The following is a 13,760-nucleotide window of genomic DNA, read 5'->3' as shown; positions in this document are numbered from 1 at the left end:
AACGCCGCTTCAACGCCGCTTCAACGCGCCCGCACCGTGCGCGTGTACGAAACGATCATTGTCGCGAGTTCCTGCGCGGCGGGCGTGAGCGGAATGGCCGCGCGCTGCAGCAGGCAAACGTTCTGTTCGACCGCGCGCTCGCGCACCGGAATAGCGGTGAGCGTGCTCGCAAACGGCCCGCGCTTCACCACGATCGACGCTTCGAGCGACAGGCAATCTGTCGCGCTCACCAGGTGCAGCGTTTCGTACAGGCCTTCCACTGTCGCGACGATTTTCGGCGGCGGCAAGCCGTGGCTTTCGAACAGATGGTTTAGGCGATTGATTTGCGGATCGTCCGTGAGATTCGGCGAGCGCGTGGCGACCCACGTGCAATCGACCAGGTCGGCCAGCGAGGTCGCCCCGGCCTTCGGATGCCCTTGACGGCAGACGATCACCGGATCGGACGGATACAGCGGCATGACAGAGAGGTCCGCCGTATCCGTATGCTTCGACACCAAGGCAACCGCGAAATCCAGCGTGCCTTCACGAATCCACGAAATCATCATGCGCGAGGTGCCGGTACGCAGATGCACCGCGACCCGCTCGAAGCGCGTGCGAAATTCCATCAGCACCGGTGCAAAGGCATCGATCAGCGGTTCGGTCGTCATGCCGAACGTGACCTCGCCGACGTAGTCGCCGCGCAGTTGCTGCACATCTTGCTCCGCGCGCTCGCATTCGCCGATGATCGCGCCCGCGCGCTGCAACAACCGTTGGCCGAGGGCCGTCAGCGCAATACCGCGATTCGTGCGGGTGAACAGGGTCGCGCCGAGCATCGATTCGAGATTCTGCAACTGCTGCGTGATACCGCTCTGCGCGATGCCAAGCGCTCGCGAAGCCGCGCGGATGCTGCCGTGCTCGGCCACGGCGGTGAACGCGCGCAGTTGGGAGATCGTCAACGCCATGAGGGAATCGCCAGTTCAGTGATCGGTAAAAGTGATCATGATAGTCCGAACGGAACTTCTTTGAGGCGCAGACGCGGCATAGGATAGCTCCGTCGTCATCCGCCCACCCACACTCCGTGCTCCCATGAAAATTTCGCTGATGATCTTGAGCGCCGCGCTAGCGTTCAGCAGTGGCGCGTTCGCCGTTGAGCCCGCTACGCTGCGCCTCGGTATCGACCCGAGCTACCCGCCGATGGACGCCAAGGCGCCCGACGGCAGCTTCAAAGGTTTCGACGTCGATCTCGGCAACGAAATCTGCAAGCGCATCCACGCGCGCTGCCAGTGGGTTGAACTCGAATTCTCGGGGATGATTCCGGCGCTGCAGGCGCGCAAGATCGACGCGATCCTTTCGTCGATGGCAATCACGGAGAAACGCGAGCAGCAGATTCTGTTTTCGTCGAAACTCTTCCAGTTCAAATCGCGGCTGATCGCGCGGCAAGGTTCTGCGCTCGCGGGCGGCACGAATGCACTGGCCGGCAAGCAGATCGGCGTGCAATCGGGCACGCAGTTCGAGGGCTATGCACTGAAGAACTGGGCGCCGCTCGGCGCGCATGTGGTGGCGTACAAGAGTCAGGACGAGGTGTTCGCCGACTTGCAGAACGGGCGCCTGGACGGCGCATTGCTCGGCTCGGTGGAAGCGGATATCGGTTTCCTGCGCACGCCGGCGGGGAAGGGTTTTGCGTTTGTCGGCGAACCGCTTTCCATGGGCGATCGCGGCGTGGGCATCGGCTTGCGCAAGGATGAGACCGCGGTGCAGGCCTCCATTAACGCGGCCATCGCTTCGATGCTCAAGGACGGCACGTACGCTCAGATCGCGAAGAAGTACTTCGACTTCGATCCGTACGGCAATTGATTTCCGACTTCTCTTTACAGACTTCCGCTCATGAACAGGCAATCGATTCCGCTTCTCTCGCCGGCTATCGGCACGCACCGCGAACTGGTGTCGTTTCATTTCGGCCCGGCGAATAGCGGGCAGAAGATTTACATCCAGTCGTCGCTGCATGCCGATGAAACCCCTGCGATGTTGACGACCGTTCTGCTCAAACGTCGCTTGCTCGAACTGGAAAAGCAGGGCGCGCTGAACGCGGAAATCGTGCTGGTGCCGGTGGCGAATCCGGTCGGGCTCGGGCAATACGTGCTCGGCCAGTTTCTCGGCCGTTTCGATCTGGGTAGCGGGAAGAATTTTAATCGCCACTTCCCGCAGTTTTCGAAATTGGTCGCGCGTGCCAAGGAAGCGTTGGGTTCAGATGCAACCGAAAACGTGCGGCTGGTGCGGCAATTGATTGCCGACGAACTGGCCGATCAGAAACCATTGACCGAGTTCGAATCGCTGCAATTGGCGTTGCTGAAGCTCTCGTTCGATGCGGATGTGATTATCGATCTGCATTGTTCGCTCGAAGCGGCCATGCATCTCTACACCAGCGAGGCGGCGTGGCCGGAGTTCGAAGCGTTGTCGCGCTATCTCGGCGCGCAGGCGTCGTTGCTTGCCACCAATTCAGGCGGCGAATCGTTCGATGAAACGCACAGCCTGTTGTGGTGGACATTGCAGCAGGAGCTGCCGGCCGATAAGCCGGTGCCCCACGGTGCGATTGCAGTGACCGTCGAATGCCGCGGACAGCGTGACGTGTCCTACGAAATCGCTCAGGAAGATGCTGACGCGCTTGTCGATTATCTTGCGTGGCGCAAGGCGATCAAGCTGGATGTCAGGCCTTTGCCGGAGCTGCGTTCGCCGGCCACGCCGCTCGCCGGTAGCGAGCAGTTTTATGCGCCTGTCAGCGGGATTCTGATTCATCGCGCGAAGATCGGCGACACGATTCGCGTCGGCCAGGCGCTGTTCGATATCGTCGATCCGCTCACCGACGAGACGACGACGATTGCCAGTAAAACGGAAGGCGTGTTTTACATGCGGCGCGCGATTCGCTTCGTGACGGCCGGCGCGCCGCTCGGCCGTGTGACGGGTACGCGCCCTTTCAGGACCGGGGTTTTGCTGGGGGCTTGACGTTTTTTATGCAGGCCGGCGCGTGCGGTTTTTCATTCAGGCCGCGCTTTACTGCTTCTTACTGCTTTCTTCCCACCAGATACGTCACGCCGTTCGGACCATATCGCTCCGAATGCGGTTTGTTCGCTGGCAAATGGAAGACGTCGCCGACGCGATACGCCCGCTCTTCGTCGTCCACGCGGATGCTCAGTTCGCCTTCCAGGATCAGGGCCCTGGCTTCGAATAGATGCTCGTGAACGTCCATCTCGACGTTCGCCTCGCGCGTGACAACCACGGCGTCAGGGAAACCTTCTTTCGTCAGGCTTTCGGTGAATGCGTTACGGTCCATGATGTGTCCATCGGCAGGAAGTGGGGAGCACTGACTGTAACCCTATCCGCCATTTCGTGCAGGACGTCTCGCGTGACCACATAGCGGTACTGGGCTTCGATCAAGCATGCCTGTGTTGACCGAAGCCCGCTCACCGTCGAGCGCCCTTAATTCACCACCAACACCGGCGCCACCGCCGCCGGATCGCTAATGCTCGGCCGCCCATTCTCGACGTGACCCGCAACACGGCGCGAGAAGCTTGCATCGTCGTTACTCGTCACCGTCAAGTCGTACCAGTGATGGCTCGACGCCAGCACCCACGCTTCTTCGATATGCGCGCCGGCCGGCACCAGCACCGGACGCGGGCGCGCGCCGTACGCGTTGTCCGTCACGAGCAGACGCGCAATCCCGCTGCCCTTGTTGCTGAACTTCAGGAACACGTTGCCGTTCGCGGCGTCGTACTGCACCTTCACTTCCGGCTCGGACGGTTTGTTCTTACCGTGACCGGCGGCGATCTGCGCGTTCTGTGCCGTCGCCTGCTGCGTGTTGCCGGCGAACTTGCGCACGAAACCGTTCGGCCCGAACACTTCGAAGCTATACACGCCGTTGGTCATCGTGAGATCGAAAGTCTCGTTGATCGACTTGCCTGCTTCGACGGTGTAGCGCCACGGACCATCCGTGCGATTCGTCGCGTACATGTAGAAATGCGCGCCCTGATCGCCGGTGTTGCCGATCGCGATCTCGAACGTATTTTTCTTGTCGTTGGCCTGGCCATTCACATGCAACTCGTACGGCAACGCGCGCGCGAAACGAATGCCGCTTTCCTGCGGATCGATGGTGCCCGGCGTTGCGGGGACAGTCGGCTTCGGCTGTGTTGCGCACTGGTTGTCGGCGATGCTCTTGTAGTTGCTCGTGTCCGGCAGCGGCGGCACTTTCGAATCCGGCGTGCGGAAGTCGAAGGCCGTGGTCAGGTCGCCGCACACCGCGCGGCGCCACGCCGTGATGTTCGGCTCATACACGCCGAAGCGCGCTTCGATGAAGCGAATCACCGACGTATGGTCGAACACCTGTGAGCAGACAAAACCGCCCTTGCTCCACGGCGACACGATCGTCATCGGCACACGCGGTCCGAGGCCGTACGGCAGGCCGTCGGCGGTATAGCTGCCGCCGCGCAGCGGATTCACCACGTTGTGAATTTCGCCTTCGGTGCTGACCGTCGATTTGCCTTGCGCGCCGGTCGTCGCCGGTTGCGGCGGCACGAGGTGATCGAAGAAGCCGTCGTTCTCGTCGTACATGATGAACAGCACGGTCTTGCTCCACACTTCCGGATTCGACGTCAACGCATCCAGAATCTGCGAGGTGTACTCCGCGCCGTAGGCGGGCGTATAGCTCGGGTGTTCCGAGTAGGCGGCCGGCGGGCACAGCCACGACACCTGCGGCAGCTTGTTGGCCAGCACGTCGGCCTTCAGGTCGTCGATAGTGCGCACGGTTTGCGCGCGCTCATACAACGGCGAGCCCGGTTGCGCATTGATGAAGTTCGTGAAGTTCTGCAGGATGTTGGTGCCGTAGTTGCCGTTCAACGGATCGGCGCCAGTCAGCCCCTGCTGGTACACCTGCCACGAAATGCCCGCGGATTGCAGACGCTCCGGGTAAGTGGTCCACGAGAGCAACTGATAATTCGGCGGGCCGTCGCCGTCGACGAAATCGTTGTTGTCGAGCAGCGGACCACCCAGCGTGCCGCTCGGATCGACCATGCCGGTCATCAGATACGAGCGGTTGGGGTGCGTCGGTCCCGGCAGCGAGCAGAAGTACGCGTCGCAAATGGTGAACGCATCGGCCAGCGCGTAGTGGAACGGAATGTCGCTGCGCAGGTGATAGCCCATCGTCATGTCGGTCTTGTTGGCGGGCCACTGGTCGTAGCGGCCGCCGTCGATCGCGGCATGAGTCTTGTACCAGGAGTGATCCAGATCGCCGACGCATTGCGCACTGGTGGTCGCCGTGTTCAGATGGAACGGCAGCACCGGCTGGGTCGGATCTTCCTTCGACGGTTGATACCACACCGGCTTGCCGTTCGGCAGCGGAATCGGGAAGCGGTCGTTGTAGCCACGCACGCCGCGCATGTGGCCGAAGTAGTGGTCGAACGAGCGGTTCTCCTGCATGAACACGACGATGTGCTCGACATCGCGGATCGTGCCGGTGCGCGAGAACGCGGGAACGGCGAGCGCATTGCGAATCGACTCGGGCAGCGCGGTCAGCGCGGCGGCAGCGCCGGCGGATGAAGCCACGGTCTGCAGGAAACGGCGACGGCTATTTGATGTCATCGAATCACCTTCTGCGGGGAGGAAGAATAGCGCGCCACGCGCGCCGTTGGGATCGGGTCAGTTGCTGTTGGCGCTATCGCCGGGTGCGTAGTGCATGACCGGTGCGACTTGCTGGTTGTCCGCGGCGAGACTGACTTGCATGTTCTGCGTGATCGGATCGGAGGCCGCTGCGGGGTCTGCTGCGAGCGGCGAAGATGCGTTGAGCAGTGGCGTCGCCGGAGAGCCGGCCGTATTTGATGCGATGTCGTTGTTCGCAACGGCCGGCGTTGAAGAGGCTGCCGGCGGCGTGGAATCATCCGCGCCGCACCCGCTCAACGCTAAAGTTGCAAGTGCAACCAAAGCGGCACTCGCGAGGCGTTTGTTTCTTCTCATGTCTGCAACCAGATTCGTGAAAGCGGGTGCAGTCTCCAACCCTTTCAAGAAATAATTGTGAAACGTTTGCGAGTGGTAAAACTTGCGTCGATAAGTCGGTTTTTAGAAAGGAAGCGGAAAGTGATAAGTAGGAGAATGGTCACCGCAGCGCCTCATGCCTGACACTCAGGCGCACTGAAAGACGAACGGCTTTGCCTAACCTGTAAGTTCATGACACACATCGAACGACCCTTCGACATCACGCGTCTCGAAGACGAATGGCTGGAAGCGGATGGCTTCGGCGGTTTCGCGTCGGGCACCGTGGGCACGCTGCGCACGCGCCGCTATCACGCGCTGCTGCTTACCGCGACTCGCGCGCCGGGCGGGCGCGTGGTGTTGGTCAACGGCGCGGAGGCGTGGCTCGAAGCGAACGGCGCGCGTTTTCCGTTGAGCATGCAGCGATACGTGCCGGACGTTGTCTATCCGGACCTGACCACGAGTCTTGTCTCGTTCGATACGAAGCCGTGGCCAACATGGCGCATTCAGATCGGTGCTAGTGCCGTATTGACCGCTGACGTGTTCGTGAGCAAAGCGACTCGCGAAACGGTGTTGCGTTGGCGTCTGGAAGCGGCTGCCGGAGCCGGTCTTGAAACGAACGCACTCACGCTGAAAGTCAGGCCGCTGCTATCGGGCCGCGACTACCACGCGCTGCATCATGAGAACGCCGCCTTCAACTTCAACGCGCAGACGAGCGGCGACCAGGCGAGCGTGAGTTGGCAACCCTACGGCGACCTGCCGGTGATCCACGCCGCGACCAACGGCGTCTACACGCACGCGCCCGACTGGTATCGCAACTTCTGCTACGCCCGTGAGCGGGAGCGCGGCCTCGACTTCAGCGAGGACCTCGCGACGCCCGGCGTGTTCAGCTTCAATCTCGCCGATGGTGAAGCGGTGATGATCCTCAGCGCGTCAGGCGCCACGAGCGATACGCAACCGGCGAGCGCCAAAGCGGCGGCCATCCATGCCACGGAGCTCGCGCGTATCGAACAACAACGCCGCGACGCGCTCGGCTCGCGGTTGCAACGCTCCGCCGACGCGTACGTCGTGACCCGCAACGAAGGCCGCACGATCCTCGCGGGTTTTCCGTGGTTCACCGACTGGGGCCGCGACACCTTCATTGCAATGCGCGGCCTGCTGATCGCCTCGGACCGTCTCGACGACGCCGAAGCGATCCTGCTCGAATGGTCGGGCACGTTGTCGGAAGGCATGTTGCCGAACCGCTTTCCCGATTATGGCGACACACCGGAATACAACTCCGTCGACGCCTCGTTGTGGTTCATCGTCGCCGTGCACGACTATCTGGCGACGCCACACGCGAGCGCTGCAACGCAGCAGCGTCTGCAACAGGCATGCGAAGCCATCCTCACGGGTTACACGGAAGGCACGCGCTTCAACATCCAGGCATCTGCCGACGATGGCCTGCTGAACGCCGGTGTACCTGGCGTGCAACTCACGTGGATGGATGCGAAAGTCGGCGACTGGGTGGTCACGCCGCGCATCGGCAAACCGGTTGAAGTGCAGGCGCTCTGGATCAACGCATTGCGCATTGCAGCAACATGGAATCCGCAATGGCAGCCGGCCGCCGACCGGGCGCTCCAGGCGTTTCATGAGCGCTTCGTCGATCCGTCAACGCAAGCGCTGTTCGACAACGTGGACGTCGACCATGTGAAAGGCGCGATAGATCGCGCGATCCGGCCCAATCAGATCTTTGCCGTAGGCGGCCTGCCGTTCCCATTGCTCAACGGCGCGGCGGCGCGCGCGGTGCTCGAACAGGTCGAAACGCAATTGCTCACACCGCTGGGCCTAAGGACGCTCGCGCCGTCCGATCGGGCCTATCGCGGACATTACGGCGGGTCTCCGCTCGAGCGCGACGGCGCCTATCATCAAGGAACTGTGTGGCCGTGGCTGCTCGGCCCGTTCGTCGAAGCATGGCTGCGAGTCCACGGCGGCGCGGCGGACGCCCGCACGCAGGCGAAAACGCGCTTTCTCGACCCGCTCCACGCGCATCTCGATCACGCCGGTCTCGACCATCTCTCCGAAATCGCCGACGGCGATGCGCCGCACGCACCCGCCGGCACGCCGTTTCAGGCGTGGTCGCTCGGTGAGTTACTGCGCATTGAACACCTGCTTGCCGGGTTGGCGACCGCCAGCGCCTAAACCGCGCTACGATGTGTGTCCCACCGCCAAGCCGAATGCAAGGACGTAGTCATGCCACCGCTGCGCGCTGCCAATCTGCTCGCCACCATTGAAGGTTCACGGCTGCATTCGGCCGACTGTGCGCATTGGCAGCGCTGGGGCCCCTATCTCAGCGAGCGGCAATGGGGCACGGTGCGCGAGGATTACAGCCCGGACGGCACCGCCTGGGACTATTTTCCGCACGACCATGCGCGCAGCCGCGCGTATCGCTGGGGTGAGGACGGCATTGCGGGCTTCGGCGACGACACGCTAAGCTGGTGCGTTTCGCTAGCGCTATGGAATCGCAACGACGCGATCCTGAAAGAGCGCCTGTTCGGCGTCACGAATGCGCAAGGCAATCATGGCGAGGACGTGAAGGAGCTGTACTTCTACGTCGACGGCACGCCGACACATTCGTACATGCGCATGCTCTACAAGTATCCGCACGCCGCCTATCCGTACGACGATCTCGTTCAGGAAAACGCGCGCCGTGGCGGCGACATGCCGGAGTACGAAATTCTCGACACGGGCGTGTTCGACGATTCGCGCTACTTCGACGTGCAGGTGGAATACGCCAAACACGCGCCTGACGACATCCTCATGCGCGTGACCATCGAGAATCGCGCGGATCAGGCGGCCTCGCTCGACGTGCTGCCGCAAATCTGGGCGCGCAATTCGTGGTCGTGGAAAGAGAACAAGGACAAGCCCTCACTCGTCGCCGGCACGGACCACAATGGCGAGGCGCAGGTGGTTGGGCATCAGCATGGGCATGAGCCGATTGTCGTGACGGCCTGGTCGAAAGACGTGCCGCAGATGACGTGGCTTTTCTGCGAGAACGACACGAACGTCAAGCGTCTCTTCAACATGGACGGTGCGGGGCCGTACAAGGACGGCTTCAACGATTACCTCGTGCATGGCAATGAGCAGGCGATCCGCCGCGACGCCGGCACCAAGGCCGGCGCGCATGCCGCGATCGAGCTCGAACCGTATGGCCGCGCCGTGGTGTACATGCGCTGGCGTCCGCAGTCGAGTCCCGACGACGCGCAACTCGATGCCGACGCGGTCTTCGCGCGCCGTATCGCCGAGGCCGACGAATTCTATGGCGCGCTGCAACACGAGATCGCCGATCCCGACGCGCGTCTCGTGCAGCGTCAGGCGCTCGCCGGCATGTTGTGGTCGAAGCAGTACTACCAGTACGACGTGCAGCGCTGGCTCGAAGGCGATCCGCTTCAGCCGACGCCGCCCGCCGGCCGCAAGCAGGGCCGCAACAGGGATTGGCGGCACCTGTGCAACGCGGACATCGTGTCGATGCCGGATAAGTGGGAATACCCGTGGTATGCGTCGTGGGATCTGGCATTTCATGCGGCCGCATTCGCGCTGATCGACCCGGCGTTCGCGAAACGGCAACTGCTGTTGCTGGTGAAGGACCGCTATCAGCATCCGAACGGTCAGATTCCCGCTTATGAATGGGCGCTCGGCGACGCCAATCCGCCCGTGCATGCGTGGGCCGCGTGGCGCGTGTATGAAATCGACCGCGCGCTCACCGGCAAGGCGGATCGCGATTTTCTGGAACTTGTCTTCCATAAGCTACTGCTGAATTTCTCGTGGTGGGTGAACCGCAAGGACGCCGACGGCCACAATATTTTTCAGGGCGGCTTTCTCGGGCTGGATAACGTCGGGATCTTCGATCGCTCATCGCCGTTGCCGACCGGCGGGCACATCGACCAGTCCGACGGTACGGCGTGGATGGCCGCGTACGCGCTCGACCTGATGCGTATCGCGCTGGAACTCGCCTACGCCAATCATGTTTTCGTCGACATCGGCGTGAAGTTCTTCGAGCATTTTCTGTATATCGCCGAGGCCGTGAGTTGCGACGACGGCTGCGAAACGGGCCTGTGGGACAGCGAAGACGAGTTCTTCTACGACAAGCTGCGCCTGCCGGACGGCAGCAGCATTCCCATGCGGCTGCGCTCGATCGTGGGTCTGATTCCGCTATTTGCGGTGCACGTGCTCGAAGAGCGTCTGCACGGCGGCTTGCCCGGTTTGCGCGAACGGCTGGTCTGGTTCCTCGAACACCGCCCCGATCTCGCGAGGCTGGTCTCGCGCTGGAACGAGCCGGGCAAGGGCAATGCGCTGCTGCTCTCGCTGTTGCGCGGGCATCGCATGAAAGCGTTGTTGCGCCGCGCGCTGGACGAAAGCGAATTCCTTTCCGATCATGGCGTGCGGGCGCTGTCGCAATACCATCGCGATCATCCGTTCGTGTTCAACCACAACGGCGACAGTTTCACTGTGAAGTATCTGCCGGCCGAATCGGATACGCGTGTGTTCGGCGGCAATTCGAACTGGCGCGGTCCGGTATGGATGCCGGTGAACTATCTGCTGATCGAGTCGCTATACGAATTTCACCGCTATTACGGCGAGGAGTTCAAAGTCGAGTATCCGACCGGTTCGGGCGAGAAGTTCTCGCTGAGCCAGATTGCCGACGAACTGGCGCGCCGCTGCACCACGCTGTTCCTCAAGAACAAGGACGGCGAGCGTCCGGTCATGGGCGCTTATCCGCAATTGCAGGCCGACCCGCGCTCGCGTGACCTGATCCTGTTTCACGAGTATTTCCATGGCGATAACGGGCGCGGCGTGGGCGCTTCGCATCAGACCGGCTGGACCGGGCTGGTTGCGCTGCTGTTGCAGCCGCGCGCGATGAGCGCGTCGGGCAACGTGCCGCTGGCGGGCGAAACAGATCAGGCGCCGATCCCGACGTCACCTTCGGCGCAAGCCACCGCGCCGGCACGCCCGGCCGAACCGGCGCCGGCTGCCGAACCGGCGCACGCATCGGTGAAATAGTGCGCAGTGGCGGCGCGAGCGAGTGAGGTTACACAAGCCATACAACGTCGCAAGGTGAGCAGGTTGCATGGCCGTTTTTGAACTGTGTGGGTTCAAGCGTGGTCTTTCATGTACCACCACGTCCGTTCCATTGGTTTCCAAAAGTGAATCCCATGTCGACTACATCGAATACTCCAGCAGCCGAGCGTCCCGCCGCCAGTCAACCACCGAGCTGCAAAGTCAGCGCGAGCCCGCAGGAAGCGCCGGCCTCGCCGCCCGGCAAGCGGCCGGCACCGCCGTGCACGCTGGTGATCTTCGGTGCCGGCGGCGACCTGACCAAGCGGCTGCTGATGCCGGCGCTGTACAACCTCGCGGTGGATGGCCTGCTCGACGATGGAATGAAAATCATCGGCGTGAATCACGGCGAGCGCGAGACGAGCGTGTGGCGCGAAGATCTGCACAAGTCGCTCGAACAGTTCGCCGCCGACAAGGCCAGCACCTTCCACGCCGGCAAGCTCGACGACAAGGCGTGGGACTGGGTCGCGCAACGCCTCGAATACATGGCCGGCGAATTCGAAACCGACGACACTTTCACGAAGCTTAAGCAACAGCTCGAACAGACGCCGGGCGGCAACGTAATCTTCTATCTCGCGGTCAGCTCGCGCTTCTTCAAACCGATCGTCGAACATCTCGGCAAGGCGGGTCTGCTGAAAGAAGGCGAGGGCGGCGGCTTCCGCCGCATCGTGATCGAGAAACCTTTCGGCACCGATCTCGCGTCCGCAAAAGATCTGAACGCGCACATCCTGTCGTATGCAAAAGAAGATCAGGTGTATCGCATCGATCACTTTCTCGGCAAGGACACCGTGCAGAGCATTCTCGCGGTGCGCTTCGCCAACGCGCTGTTCGAACCGATGTGGCGGCGCGAATATATCGACAGCGTGCAGATCACGGCGGCGGAAACCATCGGCGTGGAAGGGCGCGGCAAGTTCTATGAACAGACCGGCGCGTTCCGCGACATGCTGCCGAACCATCTGTTCCAGTTGCTCGGCATGGTCGCCATGGAACCGCCCAATTCGTTCGATGCCGAAGCCGTGCGCGACAAGAAGGCCGAAATCTTCGACGCGATCAAGCCGCTGACGCCGGACGACGTCGTGTTCGGTCAATACGAAAAAGGGCCGGCGGGGGTCGGCTATCGCGAGGAGCCGGATGTCGCGCCGGGCAGCACGACGGAAACCTACGCCGCGGCGCGCGTGTTCGTCGAGAACTGGCGCTGGGCCGGCGTGCCGTTCTATTTGCGCACCGGCAAGCGGCTGGCGGCGCGCCGCACTGAAATCTCGGTGCAGTTGAAGCCGGTGCCGTTCCGCCTGTTCCGCGACACGCCCGTCGACGCGCTCACGCCGAACGTGCTGACCTTGCGCATCGATCCGGCGCACGGCACGAGCTTCGACTTCAATGTAAAAACGCCGGGACCGGTCATGCAGATCGGTGCGGTGCAGTCGTCGTTCGACTATGGCGACTTCTTCGCGGAACGCGCGAACGTCGGCTATGAAACCTTGCTCTACGACTGCATGCTCGGCGACGAAACGCTGTTCCAGCGGGCCGACAGCATCGAAACGAGCTGGTGCGCGGTCGACGACGTGCTGCATCCAAAAACCGGCGGCGCGGTGCCGGTGCATGGCTATGCGGCCGGCAGCGAAGGCCCTGCGGAAGCCGACGCGCTATTGGCGCGCGACGGCCACGCATGGCGGCCGTTGAAACGGGATGCTGTGCAGAAGAAGTAATTCAACGACGAGTCGCACCAACACAATCGGGGGACACCGTGGTGACACGCAAGACGACACGCAAGACGGCGACGAAGACGCCGGGCAAGACGGCAAGCAAAGCGCCGACGAAGGCGGCGTTTAAACCGTCCAGTAAGGCGTCAAGTAAACCGTCGAGTAAGCCATCCAGTAAGCCGAAAGCGACAATCAGCACCGAGCGGATACTGGCGATCGACGTCGGCGGCACGGGTTTGAAGGCCGCGATTATCGACGCGGACGGCAAAATGAAAACCGAGCGCTTACGGGTTGCGACGCCGCATCCGTGCACGCCGGATCAACTCGTGGACGCGCTGGCGAAGCTGGTTGCGCCGCTCGTCGAACAGGAACCGCCGACGCTGATGTCGATTGGCTTTCCCGGCGTGGTGCGCAACAACCGCATTCTGACGGCGCCGCACTTCGGCGTGGAAGGCTGGCACGACATCCCGCTCGCCGACTCGCTGGCGCAACGTTTGGGCGGCCTGCCGGTGCGCATGATCAACGACGCCGAGATGCAGGGCTTCGCCGCGATCGAAGGCCATGGCCTCGAATTCGTGCTGACGCTCGGCACTGGCGCGGGCACGGCAATGTTCCGCGACGGCGAGTTGATGCCGCATCTGGAACTCGCCCATCATCCGGTTAGCAAGAAGGGCGTGGCGTACGACGAATACATCGGCGACGCGGCGCGTGAAAAAGCCGGGAATAAACGCTGGAACCGGCGCGTTGAGAAGGTGATCGGGATTCTGAGTGCGCTCGTGAACTACGACAAGCTGTGGATCGGCGGCGGCAATGCGGCACGCCTTTCGTTCGATCTGCCGCCGAACGTGGCCACCGTTTCGAACGATGCGGGCATCGAAGGCGGCGCGCGTCTATGGCATCCGAGATCCGTGCGCGAGACGCGGCAACTGCCGGAAGCGAATGAGCGGACGGGCCGCTTCAAGTGACGTTGGA

10 protein-coding genes are annotated in these 13,760 nt (G+C 62.4%); 7 read left to right on the top strand and 3 right to left on the bottom strand.

The features are described from left to right. Positions 1–20 precede the first annotated feature (20 nt). Positions 21–941, bottom strand: coding sequence for a LysR substrate-binding domain-containing protein (locus tag B0G73_RS06590; RefSeq protein WP_106279066.1), 921 nt, complete (start codon positions 939–941; stop codon positions 21–23). 124 nt (positions 942–1,065) lie between these two features. Here B0G73_RS06590 and B0G73_RS06585 point away from each other — a divergent pair, with 124 nt between their 5' ends. Both B0G73_RS06585 and B0G73_RS06580 read left to right on the top strand, forming a co-directional pair. Further along, positions 1,066–1,833: a transporter substrate-binding domain-containing protein gene (locus tag B0G73_RS06585; RefSeq protein WP_106279064.1), complete on the top strand. Its 768-nt coding sequence runs from the start codon at positions 1,066–1,068 to the stop codon at positions 1,831–1,833. A 30-nt stretch (positions 1,834–1,863) separates the two neighbouring features. Further along, positions 1,864–2,979 (top strand): succinylglutamate desuccinylase/aspartoacylase family protein, encoded by a 1,116-nt coding sequence (locus B0G73_RS06580; protein ID WP_106279062.1) that lies wholly within the window; start codon positions 1,864–1,866, stop codon positions 2,977–2,979. 58 nt (positions 2,980–3,037) lie between these two features. On the opposite strand, the gene B0G73_RS06575 is transcribed toward B0G73_RS06580, so the two are convergent. After that, complete coding sequence (locus B0G73_RS06575; protein WP_106279060.1) at positions 3,038–3,307, bottom strand: cupin domain-containing protein; 270 nt, start codon at positions 3,305–3,307, stop codon at positions 3,038–3,040. Between the two features lie 146 nt (positions 3,308–3,453). Continuing rightward, positions 3,454–5,607: a phosphocholine-specific phospholipase C gene (locus B0G73_RS06570; RefSeq protein WP_106279058.1), complete on the bottom strand. Its 2,154-nt coding sequence runs from the start codon at positions 5,605–5,607 to the stop codon at positions 3,454–3,456. Positions 5,608–5,746: 139 nt separating this feature from the next. Between B0G73_RS06570 and B0G73_RS40405 the strand changes: the two genes are divergently transcribed. The 5 genes from B0G73_RS40405 (at position 5,747) to B0G73_RS06545 (ending at position 13,753) form a co-directional block, all read left to right on the top strand. Next, a complete protein-coding gene (locus tag B0G73_RS40405; protein WP_181196502.1) occupies positions 5,747–6,034 on the top strand; it encodes a hypothetical protein in 288 nt (95 codons plus the stop codon). Positions 6,035–6,189: 155 nt separating this feature from the next. Continuing rightward, complete coding sequence (locus tag B0G73_RS06560; RefSeq protein ID WP_106279055.1) at positions 6,190–8,175, top strand: amylo-alpha-1,6-glucosidase; 1,986 nt, start codon at positions 6,190–6,192, stop codon at positions 8,173–8,175. Between the two features lie 51 nt (positions 8,176–8,226). Beyond that, on the top strand, positions 8,227–11,034 hold the full coding sequence (locus tag B0G73_RS06555; protein ID WP_106279053.1) for a glucosidase: 2,808 nt from the start codon (positions 8,227–8,229) through the stop codon (positions 11,032–11,034). A 152-nt stretch (positions 11,035–11,186) separates the two neighbouring features. Beyond that, entirely contained in the window at positions 11,187–12,794 is a 1,608-nt protein-coding gene (zwf, locus tag B0G73_RS06550; protein ID WP_106279052.1) for a glucose-6-phosphate dehydrogenase, read from the top strand. Positions 12,795–12,979: 185 nt separating this feature from the next. Next, the gene (locus tag B0G73_RS06545) at positions 12,980–13,753 is read left to right on the top strand and encodes an ROK family protein (RefSeq protein ID WP_106279190.1); all 774 of its coding nucleotides are present in this window, start codon (positions 12,980–12,982) and stop codon (positions 13,751–13,753) included. Positions 13,754–13,760: the final 7 nt, after the last annotated feature.

Source organism: Paraburkholderia sp. BL25I1N1 (assembly GCF_003002025.1).
GTDB lineage: Bacteria > Pseudomonadota > Gammaproteobacteria > Burkholderiales > Burkholderiaceae > Paraburkholderia.
Note: the sequence above shows the minus strand (reverse complement) of the source record. Positions and strands in the feature narration are given on the sequence as shown.